Genomic DNA, 14,923 nt, shown 5'->3' with positions numbered 1-14,923 from the left:
GAGCGGATCGATGAGTACGATTGCCGCCGAACGCGCACCGTCGCGCAAACGCAACTGGCTTCCCGAGCCGAAGCACTGGGTCGGGCAGGCCGGGCTGTGGACGTTCACGGCCGCGCTGATCGCCATTCACCAGGGCAAGGTGCTGACGCTCGCGTTCCCGGTGCTGGCCATCGCGGTCGGCCTCTGGCTGTATTTCAAGAGTCCGGCGCGCTACGTCGGCTTCATGTGGTGGGTGTGGTTCCTGAGCCCGGAAGTGCGGCGTCTCGCCGACTGGTCGAAGGGCGCGTTCACGCCGACGAGCCTGATCCAGGTCGCGCCGCTCGCGGTGACGATGATCGCCGGCCTCGGGCTGATCCGGCATTACCGCGTGCTCGCGCAGCGGCGCGGGATTCCGATCCTGCTGATGCTGTTCGGGCTCGCGTACGCATACCTCGTCGGGATCGTGTCGAGCGGCGTGATGGCCGCGACCTACGACCTCGCGAACTGGGTGTACCCGGTGCTGATCGGCTTTCACATCATGGTCAACGCGCGCGACTACCCCGAGTACCGCGACGTGCTGCTGTCCACGTTCATGTGGGGCATGCTCGTGATGGGCCTGTACGGCGTCGTCCAGTATTTCGTGATGCCGCAGTGGGACGTGCTGTGGATGATCGGCTCCGACATGGGCTCGCAGGGCGAGCCGGTGCCGTACGGCGTGCGCGTGTTCAGCACGATGAACTCGTCGGGGCCGTTCGCGTTCGCGATCATGGGCGCGCTGGTGTTCGTGTTCGCCGCGCCGCAGAAGATCCGCTGGTTCGCGGGGGCGGCCGGCTTCGTGTCGTTCGCCCTGTGTCTCGTGCGCTCGACGTGGGGCGGCTGGGTGATCGCGCTCGCGATCCAGCTCGCGCAGTCGAACAACCGCGTGCGGATGCGGATCCTGATCAGCGGCGTCGTGCTGGTCGGCCTGTGCGTGCCGCTGCTGACCGTCGGGCCGGTGGCCGACCGTCTCGGCGCGCGCCTGCAGTCGATCACGAACCTGAAGGACGACCGCAGCTACGACGACCGCAACAAGTTCTACGCCACCTTCGCGCAGACGGCGTTCACCGACGTCGCCGGCGAAGGGATGGGCGCGACGGGTGCATCCACGAAGCTGTCGAGCGACAGCGGCGAGCTCGGCAAGTACGGCAGCTTCGACAGCGGCGTGATGAACGTGCCGTTCGTGCTCGGCTGGCCCGGCACGCTGCTGTACCTCTCGGGCGTCGTGATGCTGTTCGGCCGGACGCTGCGCGCGGCGTTCAAGTTGCGCAAGGACAAGTTCGTCGGCGCGTGCCTGAGCCTGTGCCTGTCGACCTTCGCGATGCTCGTGTTCACGAACTCGCTGATCGGCACGGGCGGCCTGCTGATGTTCACAGCCATTTTTTCGATTCTTTCCGCGGCGCACTGGCAAAAGGCGCAACGCCTGCTGGCCGCCGCGCGTTTACGGGGGGGCGACCATTGAGAATCGCGATCGTCACGCACGTCGTGCGACATAACGACGGGCAGGGCCGCGTCAATTACGAAATCGCGCGCGCGGCGCTGGCCGAGAACTACGAGGTCACGCTGGTCGCGTCGCATGTCGCGCCCGAGCTGCTGGCCGACCCGCGCGTGCGCTGGGTGCCCGTGAAGGTCGGCGGCTTCTGGCCGTCGAATCTCGTCAAGCAGCAGGTGTTCGCGCTGAAGAGCGCGGCCTGGCTGCGATCGCACCGCAGCGAGTACGACGTGTTGCACGTGAACGGCTTCATTTCGTGGATCAAGGCCGACGTGAATACCGCGCACTTCGTGCACGGCGGCTGGTTCAAGAGTCCGTACTATCCGTTCGGGCCGACGAAGGGGCTGTGGTCGGCCTACCAGTACGTCTATACGCGCGTGAACACCACGCTCGAGCGCTGGGCGTACCGGCGTTCGCGCGCGATCACGGCCGTGTCGCAGAAGGTGGCCGACGAGATCGCCGGGCTCGGCATCGACAGCCGCAAGATCAGCGTGATCTACAACGGTGTCGACGCCAGCGCGTTCGCGGGGGCGCAGGCCGACCGCGCGGCATTCAAGCTGCCGGACGACGCGTTCCTGCTGCTGTTCGTCGGCGACCTGCGCACGCCGCGCAAGAACCTCGGCACCGTGCTGAAGGCGCTGACGAAGCTGCCGGCGAACGTGCACCTGGCGGTGGCAGGCTACCTGCCCGGCAGCCCGTATCCGGAGGAGGCGCGCGCGCTCGGCATCGATTCGCGCGTGCATTTCCTCGGCCTCGTTAAAAACATGCCGACGCTGATGCGCTCGGTCGACGCGTACGTGTTCCCGTCGCGCTACGAAGCGATGAGCCTGTCGCTGCTCGAGGCGATGGCGGCCGGGCTGCCGGTCGTCACCGCGCGCACGGCGGGCGGCGCGGAAATCATCACGCGCGAATGCGGGATCGTGCTGGAGGACCCGGACGATCCGGCGGCGCTCGCGCAGGCGATCGGCTCGCTCGCGGCATCGCGCGACACCTGTCGCACGATGGGCGAAGCCGCCCGCGAACTGATGTCCCGTTTCGGCTGGGCGCACATGGGCGCCCAGTATGTCGCGCTTTACCGGCGCATCGGCCAACCCACGCAGCCGTCCGCATTCGAGCGGGCCGAGCATGCAGTCACGCAGGAGCAAACGTGATGTCCCACTCTTCCCGGCCGATCAAATCGTTGCAGATCGGCATGCACTGGTTCCCCGAACGCGCGGGCGGCCTCGACCGGATGTACTACTCGCTCGTCGGCGCGCTGCCGGGCGCGGGCGTCGAGGTGCGCGGGCTCGTTGCCGGCTCGCCGAAGGTCGCCGACGACACGGACGGCGCGATCCAGGGCTTCGGCCCCGCATCGGAGTCGCTTGCACGCCGGATGCTCGCCGCGCGGCGCGCGTTGCGCGAGGAGATCCGCAGCGAGCGGCCGGACGTGATCTCGTCGCACTTCGCGCTGTACACGTTCCCGGGCCTCGACGTCACGCGCGGGATTCCGCAGGTATCGCATTTCCAGGGGCCGTGGGCCGACGAAAGCCAGGTCGAGGGCGCCGCGTCGCTCGGCCAGCGCGCGAAGCGCTATCTCGAACAGGCCGTCTATACGCGTTCGTCGCGGCTGATCGTGCTGTCGCAGGCGTTCGGCCAGATCCTGACGAACCGTTACGGGATCGATCCGTCGCGCGTGCGCGTGATTCCCGGCTGCGTCGATACCGCGCAGTTCGATACGCCGCTCACGCCGGCCGAGGCGCGGCACAAGCTGCAGCTGCCGCAGGACCGGCCGATCGTGCTGGCCGTGCGCCGGCTCGTGCGGCGCATGGGGCTGGAGGACCTGATCGACGCGATCGGCCTCCTCAAGCACCGCCACCCGGACGTGCTGCTGCTGATCGCCGGCAAGGGCAAGATCGGCGAGGAACTGCAGCAGCGCATCGAAGCCGCCGGGCTGCAGGACAACGTGAAGCTGCTCGGCTTCGTGCCCGACAACCATCTCGCGGCGCTGTACCGCGCGGCGACGGTCAGCGTCGTGCCGACGGTCGCTCTCGAAGGCTTCGGGCTGATCACCGTCGAATCGCTCGCCTCCGGCACGCCCGTGCTGGTCACGCCGGTGGGCGGGCTGCCGGAGGCGGTGGCCGGGCTGTCCGACGATCTCGTGCTGCCGTCCACGGGCGCGGACGCGATCGCGGAAGGGCTCGGTGCCGCGTTGTCGGGTGCGATCACGCTGCCCGACGAAGCCGCGTGCAAGCGTTATGCACGTGACCATTTCGACAACGCGGTGATCGCGCGGCGCGTGGCCGGCGTGTACGAAGAGGCGATCCAGGCGGCAGGTTGAGTGTGCCGCGGCGCGCGACCTGCGCGCCGAACCGAAAGCCGAACCGGCGGCGCGTTCGCGGCCGGTTCGCAAGCCGGCGCCCGCGAAGGGCAGGCGGGCCTTCTCCCTCCGATATGTGGCGCCGGCACGTGTCACGCGCGCCTGAGCGTGGCGGCCCACACGCCAAGCGCCGCCACGCTCACGACCGCGCCGAGCACGCAGACGCCCATCCATCCGGCGCGCGCATACATCATCGTCGACGCAATCGCGCCGAGTCCGCTGCCAGCCGAATAGAACAGCATGTAGCAGCCGACGAGGCGCGCATGCGCATCGGGCCGCGTGCCGAGAATCATGCTCTGGTTGACGACGTGGACGGCCTGCCCGCCGACATCGAGCAGCACGATGCCGACGATCAGCCATCCAATCGACGTCGCGCCGAACGCGAGCGGCAGCCACGCGCACGCGAGCAGTGCGAGCGCGGCGCCGGTCGTTGCTTCGCCGCGCCCGCGATCCGCAAGCCGTCCCGCGCGGGCGGCCGCTGCCGCGCCCAGTGCGCCGACGAGGCCGAACGCGCCGATCTGCGTATGCGACATCGTGTGCGGCGGCGCGCTCAGCGGCAGCACCAGCGCGCTCCAGAAGATGCTGAAGGCCGCGAACATCAGCAGTGCGATCGCGCCACGCACGCGCAGCACGCGTTCATCGCGCAGCAGCGACGCCATCGATCGCAGCAGCGCCGCGTAGCCGATGCGCTCGCGCGGGCCGATCTCGTCCGGCAATAGCCGCGACAGCACGACGAGCATCGCGATCGCGAGCGCACCCGACACCAGATAGACGGCCCGCCAGCCCGCGATGTCGGTGACGACGCCCGCCAGCGAGCGCGCGGCCAGCAACCCGACCACGACGCCACCTTGCGCGGCGCCCACCACGCGCCCGCGTTCGCCGGCGCCCGCGAGCGCGGCCGAGCACGCGATCAGCCCTTGCGTCATCGCGGTGCCGAGCAGCCCGACCGCGACCATCCCGGCCAGCAGCGCGACGCGCGTCGACGAGGCGGCGACACCGATGCAGGCCGCCGTCAGCAGCAGTAGCTGCACGGTGACCAGGCGCTTGCGGTTCAGCAGGTCGCCGAGCGGCACGACGAACAGCAGCGCGAGCGCACAGCCGAGTTGCGTCGCGGTGATGATGCCGCTGACGGCCGCCTGCGACACGCCGAAATCCCGCGCGATCGAATCGAGCAGCGGCTGCGCATAGTAGACGTTCGCGACACTGGCCGCGCAGCAGACGGCCAGCAACGCGACGCGCGCCGCGGACAGGCGGGCGCCGTCGGGCGGATGCGCGGCATGTGTTGGCGCGGTCGACGCAACGGTGCCGGAATGACAGGAAGACGCCATGGGTTCCCTCGTGCAATGTAGTTGCAAATTGAAACTAGTGTGAAGTGTAGGAAAAGTAGTTTTAAAATGCAACCTGTTGTGCGGCTGGCGAAATGTCCGCGCACGGATGGCCGGCGTTGCCGCGGAGGCGGCCGGCAAGATTGCGGAGAGGAACATGGCCAGGCAGAAAAGTCTTGCGGATTCGCCGTGCCCGGTGGCGCGGGCGACCGATATCGTCGGCGATCGCTGGGCGTTGCTGATCGTGCGCGATGCGTTCGACGGCGTGCGCCGGTTCGGCGATTTCCGCGCGAGCCTCGGTGTCGCGAGCAACATCCTGTCCGACCGGCTGAAGATGCTGGTGGACGCCGGCGTGTTCGACGTCGTGCCGGCATCCGACGGCACCGCGTATCAGGAGTACGTGCTGACCAAGAAGGGCGAAGGGCTGTTTCCGGTGATCGTGATGCTGAGGCAGTGGGGGGAGGCGAACCTGTTCGCGCGCGGCGAGCCGCATTCGGTGCTGGTCGACCGCAGCACGGGGCGGGCGGTCCGCAAGCTCGCGCTGCGGCATGACGACGGCCGGCCTTTGAAGGCGGCCGAGACGGTCGTGAGGAAGATCGGCGACGCGTGACCGCACGCGTGGTTCAATCGGCCGCCGTCACGACCTGACGGCCTGACGCGCGGACGACGCGCCACGATCCGCATCGGGCCGCACCCGCGTCGCGAGCAGCGCGGCGGTGACGAGCAGCGCGACCGACACGGTCGTTTCGATCCGCAACCCGTCCACGACCTGCGCCGCGCCGCCACCGCCGGCGAGCGCGCCGAACGCAGCCACGCCGATCGCGCCGCCGGCCTGCCGCGCGGTATTCAGCACGGCCGACGCGATGCCGGCCCGTTCGGGCGCGACCGACGCGAGCACGGCGGTCGTCATCGCCGGCACCGCGAAGCCCATGCCGGTCGGAATCAGCAGGAACGGCACGAGCAGGACGGCCAGCGGCGTCGACGCGTCGATGACATGCAGCGACCCGTAGCCGAGCGCGGCGACGAGCGCGCCCGCCAGCATCGGCGCCCGCGGGCCGTGACGCGCCACGACACGGCCGCTGGCGAGGTTCGACAGGAGGAAGCCGCCCGTCAGCGGCAGGAACGCAAGGCCCGCCTGCAACGCCGTTTCGCCGCGTGCGCGCTGCAGGTACAGCGCGAGCACGAACACGGTGCCGTAGTACGTGAGGTTCACGCAGATCCCGAACAGCACGGCCGCGCTGAAGGTGCGATGGCGGAACAGCGAGAGCGGCAGCATCGGCGTGGCCGTGCGCGTTTCCACGGCGACGAACGCGAGCGCGGCGAGGGCGGCCAGCGCGAAGCCGCCGGCGACGACCGGATGCGTGAAGCCGAGCGGCCGCCATTCGATCACGGCGCCGGTCAGCGCGGTCAGCATCGCGATCGCGATGAACTGGCCGCGCAGGTCGAGTGCGCGGATGGAACGGGAGGGCGCGGCCGGCGCCGCCGCACGGCGCGCGGGGATCCATGCAAACGCAGCCGCCAGCCCGGCCGCGCACAGCGGCAGGTTCACGAGGAAGATGCCGCGCCAGCCCCATGCCGCGATCAGCACGCCGCCCACCACCGGGCCGGCGGCGATCGAAATCGAGCCGGCCGCCGTCCACCCGCCCACGGCTCGCGCCCGCAGGTGCGGGTCGTGCCGGCACGCGTCGTTGAGCAGCGCGAGCGAATTGGGCAGCATCGCCGCGGCGCCGACGCCCTGCAGCGCGCGCGCCGCGATCAGCATCGCGGGCGCGCTCGCGGCGCCGCACGCGAGCGACGCCAGCGCGAACAGCACGAGGCCAGCGATGTACAGGCGCCGCGCGCCGAAGCGGTCGCCGAGCGCGCCGCCCGACAGCATCAGTACCGCGAACGCGAGCGTGTATGCGTCGACGACCCACTGCAGGCCGGCGACCGGCAAGCGCAGGTCACCGGCGAGATGCGCGAGCGCGATGTTGACGATCGTCACGTCGAGCTGCGTCACGACGAAACCGGTGCTGACGGTCGCGACGACGCGGGCGAGCGCGGACGGGAAGGCGGGCGTGGGGGTGGTCGTATCCATGCGTCAATCGTAGGCGCGACGGACATGCAATGTTTCAGCGGAACGTGAAGCGTCGATACGTGCCCGTGCACGGCGATTAACATGGCACTGCGGTGGCTCATGCCTGCCACCGCACACATCGACTTTCGACAGGCCCATCCGGATGACTTCCTCGAACCTGATGACGCGCGACGCGCAGATCGCCGATCACGCCGACATCGCAAGACTGATGCACCAGCTTGGCTACGATGCGACCCCTGCGATGATCCGCGATAAGCTGGCAGCCCTGTTGCCGAGCGCGGTCGACCGCATCTTGGTCGCGACGGTCGCGGGCAGCGTGGTGGGCTGCATCAGCCTGCATGCGCTTGCGCTATTTCACGCACACGGCAATCTCGGGCGTATCACCAGTCTGGTCGTCGACGAAGGCTGTCGCGGGCAGGGTGTCGGCGGCGCACTGATCGCGGCGGCGCACATCTGGTTCGAGTCGACGGGGTGCGTGAAACTGGAGGTGACGAGCGGCGACCTTCGGCTCGATGCGCACCGCTTTTACGCGCGGCACGGCTTCATGCGGGACGGACAACGGTTGTCGAAGCTCGTCCGGCCGTAATGCCGCCGCGCGAGCGCGCGGCGTAGCCGCTGTCGCGGAAAAACCGGCGACGCGTGGCCGTTCAATGCCGCTCGCCGCGCCAGCGTCCGGGCGCCACGCCGAAGCGTTTCGTGAACGCATGGGTGAACGTGCTTTGATCCGCGAAGCCGACCCTCCCGGCGATATCGACGAGCGGATACCGGCCGTCCGCGAGCAGGATCACGGCCGCGTCGAGCCTGAGCCGCTGCAGGTAGCGATGCGGCGTTTCACCGAACGCGTCGACGAACAGTTGATGAAAGCGGCGCATCCCGTAGCCGCAGTGCGCGGCGAGATCGGCGATGCGCAGCGGCTCCTCGAGCCGTGCGCGCAGCCAGCGGTCGATGCGCGCGAAATCGAGGCCCGAGGCGGGCGCGGCGATCGCGCGTTCGTCGAGCAGCGCGCCGCACAGCCGTGCGGCGGCCTGCCACTGGAAACGATGCGCGGCCGCGTGCCGCGCGTCGTCGGCGGGGGCGTCGAGTTGCGCGGCGGCGGCCGCGATCTGCGCGACCAGCGACGTCAGTGCCGGATCGATCGCCACGGCGCGCGCGCTGTCGAACAGCCGCTGCGGCACCGCGAGCGACGCGAGGGGAAGATTGAGTACGAGCTGGCGGTTCTCGCCGAGGCCCGCGTAATCGTGGCGCGCGCCGGCCGGAACCAGCCACGCGCCGTGCCGGTCGAGCCGCTGGCTGACGCCGTCCACCGCCATCACCATCGCACCGTCGATGCCGAGCACGATCTGGTGAAAGTCGTGCACGTCCGACGCTTCGAGCATGTCGTAGCGTTGCAGTGCGATGGTGGGGGACGCAAGGTGTGCCATGGGGCAGGCGTCAGGCGGCGGCTCGCGTGCGTTGTCAGATGTCGAGCAGCTCGACTTCGAACACGAGCGTGGCATTCGGCGGAATCACGCCGCCTGCGCCGCGCGGGCCGTAGCCGAGTTGCGGCGGGATCGTCAGGCGACGCACGCCGCCGACTTTCATACCCTGCACGCCTTCGTCCCAGCCCTTGATGACCATGCCGCCGCCGAGCACGAACGCGAACGGGTCGTTGCGATCCTTGCTCGAATCGAATTTCTGACCGTCGGTCAGCCAGCCCGTGTAGTGGACGCTGACGGTCTGGCCGGCTTGCGCTACGTCGCCGGTGCCTTCGGTCAGGTCTTCGTATTTGAGGCCCGATTCGGTCGTGATGACAGACATGACTTCTCCTGAAAAAGGATGGGTAAAACCGCTATTGTAGGCGAGCGCGCAACGGGTCGGCGCTCGGGGCTGTCGGCCGCTCGCACGCGTGTCGCGGGCGGCACCGGGCCACCGTGGCCGCGATCGTCCGAAACGCAAATGGAACGCGCGTTTGAATTTTTCGCGCGCCTCGTGCCCGCGGTTGCACCGTGCGCGTGCGACGCGTGTATGAATCGGTGCTACCGGGGCGCGCCGCTGCGTGCCGCGTGGTGTCGCCGACTTCCGTGAAACGCCCGCCGCACGGGGCTTTCAGACTGTCGACGTGACGCGGCACGGCGCGGCGCGTAGCGCTCGCGAGCCACCGCGCGCGTTCGAATCCCGCCCCGTCGGGACGCTGTTCGAGCGCCGTCTTTTCCGCCTTTTCGACCGTGCCCTGTTTGGAAGCGCGCATCTACCGCGCGGCTTGCGTGCGCCGCCGCGGGCGGCCTATCTTTACAGCTGCCGATGTCAAGATTTTGGCGGTGCGCGATGCGCCGCCCGGGCCTGCGCCGGCTGCGTCGGACGACGCGCCGGGCCGCTCCGGAACCAGGAGAACGATCAACATGAAGTCAGCCGCTTCCGCCACCGCAGCCGGGATCATGCCGGTGCGCCGCGACCTGCGCTTCGACCTGCCGGTCGAACGCGCGAAGGACTGGCATGGCCTCGGGTCGCACGTGACCCATTTCTTCAACGCGCTGTCGCTGCTGTTTCCGGCCGGCGAGCGTTTCTTCATGGATTCGGTGCGCAACTACCGCGACCGGATCGACGATCCCGTGCTGAAGCAGCAGGTGCTCGGCTTCATCGGCCAGGAGGCGATGCACACGCGCGAGCACATCGAGTACAACGAGCTGATGCAGGCGAACCACCTGCCCGCGCGCAAGCTCGACAAGCGCGTGTGGACGGTGCTCGGCTACATGAAGCGCAAGCTGCCGCATTCGGTGCAGCTCGCGCATACGGTCGCGGCGGAGCACTACACGGCGATGCTCGCCGACTGGCTGCTGCGCGACCCGACGCGCCTCGACGGCTCGGTCGAGGGCTACCGCCAGATGTGGATCTGGCACGCGCTCGAGGAAACCGAGCACAAGGCCGTGTCGTTCGACGTATGGAACACCGCGATGGAGCCGGGCCTGCGCCGTTACCTGATCCGCATCGGCGTGTATCTGCTGACGACGCTGACGTTCTGGCCGACCGTATTCCTGATGCATGCGACGCTGCTGTGGCGCGATCGCGGCGCCGGCCATCACGTGCGCGGCATGCTGCGGATGATCGCGTTCCTGTACGGGCCGCGCCGGGGGCTGTTCCCGCGCATCGCCGGCGAATGGCTGAGCTTTTTCCGGCCGGGCTTCCATCCGTGGGATCACGACAATCACCACCATCTGGCGCGGGTCGATGCGCTCGCCGCCGCCTATGGCGAACAGGGCGACGCACCGGCCGGCCGCGGCCGCGCCAACGCGCCGGCGCCGCTCCCATCGGGCCGCTGAGATCGCCGCTGCGCCGGCATGCGCGGCATCGGGCCGCGCATGTTGCGTTCGTGCATCAGCCGGCTTCTTCTGACGATTGACCGAAATCAATTCGAACCGGCAGCACGGGCGCCCTGCGGGCCCGTCGACCGGTTGCGCACGCATGCGCGAGCGAGCCGATCCGGCGTGCGCGGCATCGCCCGGGAACGCCATGCGCCAGCACCGGCGCGGCTTTGCGCGCCGCGCAGCCATCCTTTCAGGGGGCCCGCCGCGTACGCCACCGGGATAACACCCATCTAGCCGCGCGCCGGCCGCATCGATATACCGTTCATGACAATGTCCACCTCACGCGCGATTCCTGCACGGGGGGATTTTATTCGGACGGAAATGCGGCCAATATGTCGGTTCGACCAAGGTCCGTCGCGTGAGACGGCGAGCCGGCGCGATACCAACGCGAAGCGGGGAACAACGATGGTTGCTAGGTCACCTGACGCAAACGGGCATGCGGTGCCCGAGATGTCGCATGTGTCCGTCACCGCGCCCGAGGACGGACGCAAGCTGTTCGTGATCATGCGTTCGCCCGATGAGCCGTTGCTTGCGCAACTGCGCGGTCTCGGCTGGGAAATCGCCGTCGCGAAGACGGCCGGCGCCGCGCAGAACATGACCTCCGGCGTAAGCGTCGCCGCCGGTCTGGTCGATTTCACCGGGTTCACGTCGCGCGACTATCCCGCGCTGAAGGCGTGCCTGAGCCAGCCGTCGATCGGCTGGATTTCCATCGCGCAGGCCGGCATCACGATCAGCCCCGCGGTGCGCGAACTGATCCGCAGCTATTGCTTCGATTACGTGACCCTTCCGTTGCCCTACGAATGGATTTCGCACGTGCTCGGCCATGCGCGCGGGATGGCCGCGCTCGATCGCGTCGATGGCGCGGCCTATGCGGCGTCGATCGGCGAACACGGGATGATCGGCAACTGCGAGGCGATGCAGCAGCTGTTCAGCACGATCCGCAAGGTCGCGAAGACCGACGCGAGCGTGTTCATCTCGGGCGAGTCGGGCACCGGCAAGGAGCTGACGGCGCTCGCGATTCACGAGCGCTCCGGCCGCGGCAAGGGGCCGTTCGTCGCGATCAATTGCGGCGCGATTCCGCATCACCTGCTGCAGTCGGAACTGTTCGGCTACGAGCGCGGCGCGTTCACCGGCGCGAACCAGCGGCGCGCGGGCCGGATCGAATCGGCGAACGGCGGCACGCTGTTTCTCGACGAAATCGGCGACATGCCGGTCGAAAGCCAGGCAAGCCTGCTGCGTTTCCTGCAGGAAGGGAAGATCGAGCGGCTCGGCGGGCAGGAATCGATTCCGGTCGACGTACGGATCATCTCGGCCACCCACGTCGATCTCGACGGCGCGGTCGAGGCCGGGCGCTTCCGCGCCGACCTGTATCACCGCCTGTGCGTGCTGCGCATCCACGAGCCGCCGCTGCGCGCGCGCGGCAAGGATATCGACATCCTCGCGCACTACGTGCTGCAGAAATTCAAGTCCGACAGCGGCCGCAAGATCAGCGGCTTCACGTCGGCCGCGCTCGATGCGATGCGCCGCTACGAATGGCCGGGCAACGTGCGCGAGCTGATCAACCGCGTGCGGCGCGCGATCGTGATGGCCGAGAGCCGGCTGCTGACGCCGCACGATCTCGGGCTCGAGACGCCGGGCGAAACCGAACCCGTGACGCTCGAACAGGCGCGGGCGCTCGCCGAGCGCACCGCGATCGAGAATGCGCTGCTGCGCAACGATCACCGCATCAACAAGGCCGCGGCCGAACTCGGCATTTCACGCGTGACGCTCTACCGGATGATGATCGAGCACGGGCTGAACGATCACGACAACAACGGCGGGAACGGCGACAACGGCGGCCACGACGGCACGCCGTCCGGCGACGCGGGGCATCAGCGGGTCGGCTGAGCGGCGCATGCGTGACGCGCGAGCCGGTTCAGCGATAGGTCCAGAGCCGGTGCAGCACGAACGTGACCGGCGGCACGCACAGCACGACCGCGACGATGCTCCACGCGCGGGCGAGGCCGAGCGTCTCGGTGGCGTGCGCCAGCAGCATCGTCATGCCGAGGCCGGCCAGCGCGACGGCGAGAAAGCGCACGAAGTTGCCCCACGTCACCGGCGACGAAAAACTCCACAGCGTGTTGGCGAGATACGAGAACGCGGTCGAGCACGCGAACGCGACCGCGTTCGCGCTCACCGGCGTCGCGTCGAACAGCGCGAACATCGCGGCCGCGATCAGCGCATGCAGCGCGGTCGAGCCGACGCCCGACACCCCGAAGCGAATCAGCCTGGCGCGTTCGGCGGTATAGAGGGTGCGGATCATCGGGGGCGGTCGTTCGGGTGATGGGGCGGCGTGTGGGGCGGTGTCGTGAGGTGCGTCACGCGCCGGCGAAGGGCGCCGGCGCAAACATGACGCGCGCCGGTTTCGCAGTATAGCGATGCCGTCGGCCGATGGATGTGCGGACAACCTGCGGCTCCCGTGCCGCCTGCGCCATGTAAAGCGCATGAAACATTTTCGCCTCGGCAGTCACGCAAATTGGCGCGGCAAATCGGGGTGAACGGCCGGCTACCCGTCGGTAAAAATGTCGCGGCGCATTGTTCAGCCTTATCCGGCAAGGCAGCGCCGCGACACGGCCAGCGCAGGCCGCGCGCCGTGTGTTTCAGTTTCGTAACTTCCCGCCTTCCGCACCCGTTCCGGCCACCACGCTGCCGGGTCAACCCCTTGTCCGGACGGGCTCGCGCGACGCTGGCCCGCTCCTTGCAATAGTGAGCGTGCGAAAGTCGACGATGCACGGTCCGTCCGGTTCGGCAGCGAACCCTGTCAGTACCGGCCTGGACACGGTCCGCGGGGATGCGGCGGCGGAGCGCGGCACGACAGCTGCGTTCCGGCGAGCACGGCGTGTCGTCGCCTGATCGTCGGGGCACCGGTCTCGTCCGGTTGCCGGAACAACCATCAGATTGAAACGGGGAAGAAAAATGATCGATCGCCACACGCCGCGGCCGGCAGGCCGCGATCGCAGTGAGTCGGAGCATCGCCGGTCGAACGCCGTTCTTGCAGCCGGCCGGCATGCATCGACAGGCCATCTCTCCGCGCCCGGTGCGAGGCGGATCCGGCTGATTGCCGGTCATCCGCGCCGGGTCGGCACTTTCCTGCACCCGAACCCGATTCGCAAGGGCATGTGCACACGGGCGCCGGTCCCTCGACGCCCGGTCTTCGCCTACTGACTGAAGCCGCACGATATCCGTTCGCGCGAGGCATCGTCCCCGTGAACGATCGATCTGCAATCCGAATGAAATGCGCAGCGTCGTGCGATGTGTGCGACGGATGAAGCATTCGATGCGACGGCAAACGGTGTAGCGCCGGTGCCGTCCGGTGGTGAGGGGAGGGGCGGTCGGACGCGCGCGACGGGAGTGGCGCCCGTACGCGCGCGACGCCGTTTCAACCGCCGTAGATGTCGAAGTCGAAGTACTTCGACGCGAGCCGCTTGTAGGTGCCGTCCTTGACCATATCGAGGATGGCGCCGTCGATCTTCGCCTTCAGGTCGGTGTCCTCCTTGCGCAGCCCGATGCCGGCGCCGATGCCGAGCACCTTCTCGTCGACGAGCTCGGGGCCGACGAACGTGTAGTTCGCGCCGCGCGGCGATTTCAGGAACCCGATGGCCGCCTGCACTTCATCCTGCAACGCCGCGTCGAGGCGGCCCGACGTCAGGTCCGCGTACACGCCGTCCTGGTTCTGGTACGACACGACGTTCGCGCCTTGCTTGCCCCAGTACGCCTTCGCATACGTTTCCTGCGTCGTGCCCTGTTCGACGCCGATCGATTTGCCCTTCAGCGATTCGGCCGTCGGCAGCAGCGGCGAACCCTTCTTCACGACGAGCCGCGTCGGCTGGTTGTAGATCTTCGTCGTGAAGCCGATCTGCTGCGCACGTTGCGGCGTAATCGACATCGACGACAGCACCGCGTCGAACTTCTTCGCCTTCAGCGCCGGAATCATCCCGTCGAAATCGTTCTCGAGCCACACGCACTTCGCCTTCAGGCGCGCGCAGATCTCGTTGCCGAGGTCGATGTCGAAGCCGACGAGCTTGCCGTCGGGCGCCTTCGACTCGAACGGCGCGTAGCTGGCATCGGTGCCGAAGCGGATCGTGGTCCAGTCCTTCGCGACGGCGGGGCCTGCGGATACCGCGAGCAGGGCGATCGAAACAGCGGCAATCAGTCTCTTCATGGTGCGTTCCTTGGCGGGGTGCTTCCGGTTTCTGTGCGACACGGTTTCACGGATACGAACCGCGTCTGCGCGCGGTGTCCGCACGGCCATTAACGCAGAAAATAAAATAAGAGTCC

General features: G+C 68.5%; 13 protein-coding genes. 7 read left to right on the top strand and 6 right to left on the bottom strand.

Features of this window, described 5'->3' with window-relative positions:
* Positions 1–10: 10 nt before the first annotated feature.
* Genes LGM56_RS08625 through LGM56_RS08615 form a run of 3 tightly spaced genes read left to right on the top strand, consistent with a single transcriptional unit; the run spans position 11 to position 3,824 of the window.
* Positions 11–1,477, top strand: coding sequence for a glucose-6-phosphate isomerase (locus LGM56_RS08625; RefSeq protein WP_089486255.1), 1,467 nt, complete (start codon positions 11–13; stop codon positions 1,475–1,477).
* Positions 1,474–2,658 carry a glycosyltransferase family 4 protein gene (locus tag LGM56_RS08620; RefSeq protein ID WP_226204144.1) on the top strand — a complete coding sequence of 395 codons (1,185 nt, stop codon included), beginning with the start codon at positions 1,474–1,476 and terminating at the stop codon, positions 2,656–2,658. Before LGM56_RS08625 ends, LGM56_RS08620 begins: the two co-directional genes overlap by 4 nt.
* Positions 2,658–3,824, top strand: coding sequence for a glycosyltransferase family 4 protein (locus LGM56_RS08615; RefSeq protein WP_226204141.1), 1,167 nt, complete (start codon positions 2,658–2,660; stop codon positions 3,822–3,824). The genes LGM56_RS08620 and LGM56_RS08615 overlap by 1 nt, the downstream gene beginning before the upstream one ends.
* Positions 3,825–3,955: 131 nt before the next feature.
* Here the strand turns inward: LGM56_RS08615 and LGM56_RS08610 are convergent, their stop codons facing one another.
* Complete coding sequence (locus LGM56_RS08610; RefSeq protein ID WP_226204138.1) at positions 3,956–5,191, bottom strand: MFS transporter; 1,236 nt, start codon at positions 5,189–5,191, stop codon at positions 3,956–3,958.
* A gap of 154 nt (positions 5,192–5,345) precedes the next feature.
* Here LGM56_RS08610 and LGM56_RS08605 point away from each other — a divergent pair, with 154 nt between their 5' ends.
* Entirely contained in the window at positions 5,346–5,798 is a 453-nt protein-coding gene (locus LGM56_RS08605) for a winged helix-turn-helix transcriptional regulator (protein WP_179254914.1), read from the top strand.
* 27 nt (positions 5,799–5,825) lie between these two features.
* Here LGM56_RS08605 and LGM56_RS08600 read toward each other — a convergent pair whose 3' ends face one another.
* Positions 5,826–7,265, bottom strand: a complete 1,440-nt coding sequence (locus LGM56_RS08600; RefSeq protein WP_226204135.1) for an MFS transporter — start codon at positions 7,263–7,265, stop codon at positions 5,826–5,828.
* A gap of 160 nt (positions 7,266–7,425) precedes the next feature.
* Here LGM56_RS08600 and LGM56_RS08595 point away from each other — a divergent pair, with 160 nt between their 5' ends.
* A complete protein-coding gene (locus LGM56_RS08595) occupies positions 7,426–7,851 on the top strand; it encodes a GNAT family N-acetyltransferase (protein WP_226204132.1) in 426 nt (141 codons plus the stop codon).
* Positions 7,852–7,912: 61 nt separating this feature from the next.
* Here the strand turns inward: LGM56_RS08595 and LGM56_RS08590 are convergent, their stop codons facing one another.
* Both LGM56_RS08590 and LGM56_RS08585 read right to left on the bottom strand, forming a co-directional pair.
* Positions 7,913–8,686, bottom strand: coding sequence for an AraC family transcriptional regulator (locus LGM56_RS08590; RefSeq protein ID WP_226204129.1), 774 nt, complete (start codon positions 8,684–8,686; stop codon positions 7,913–7,915).
* 34 nt (positions 8,687–8,720) lie between these two features.
* Positions 8,721–9,062, bottom strand: a complete 342-nt coding sequence (locus LGM56_RS08585; protein ID WP_011355854.1) for an FKBP-type peptidyl-prolyl cis-trans isomerase — start codon at positions 9,060–9,062, stop codon at positions 8,721–8,723.
* 581 nt (positions 9,063–9,643) lie between these two features.
* Between LGM56_RS08585 and LGM56_RS08580 the strand changes: the two genes are divergently transcribed.
* Positions 9,644–10,561, top strand: a complete 918-nt coding sequence (locus LGM56_RS08580; RefSeq protein ID WP_226204126.1) for a metal-dependent hydrolase — start codon at positions 9,644–9,646, stop codon at positions 10,559–10,561.
* A 450-nt stretch (positions 10,562–11,011) separates the two neighbouring features.
* Positions 11,012–12,493 carry a sigma-54 dependent transcriptional regulator gene (locus LGM56_RS08575; RefSeq protein WP_089497426.1) on the top strand — a complete coding sequence of 494 codons (1,482 nt, stop codon included), beginning with the start codon at positions 11,012–11,014 and terminating at the stop codon, positions 12,491–12,493.
* A gap of 28 nt (positions 12,494–12,521) precedes the next feature.
* Here the strand turns inward: LGM56_RS08575 and LGM56_RS08570 are convergent, their stop codons facing one another.
* Both LGM56_RS08570 and LGM56_RS08565 read right to left on the bottom strand, forming a co-directional pair.
* Positions 12,522–12,908 (bottom strand): GtrA family protein, encoded by a 387-nt coding sequence (locus LGM56_RS08570; RefSeq protein ID WP_089497425.1) that lies wholly within the window; start codon positions 12,906–12,908, stop codon positions 12,522–12,524.
* 1,116 nt (positions 12,909–14,024) lie between these two features.
* A complete protein-coding gene (locus LGM56_RS08565) occupies positions 14,025–14,807 on the bottom strand; it encodes an ABC transporter substrate-binding protein (protein WP_069251060.1) in 783 nt (260 codons plus the stop codon).
* Between the last annotated feature and the right edge of the window lie 116 nt (positions 14,808–14,923).

It is taken from the genome of Burkholderia sp. AU38729, assembly GCF_020419725.1.
Classification (GTDB): Bacteria; Pseudomonadota; Gammaproteobacteria; order Burkholderiales; family Burkholderiaceae; genus Burkholderia.
The sequence above is the reverse complement of the archived record's forward strand: the minus strand, read 5'-3'. Positions and strand labels throughout refer to the sequence as shown.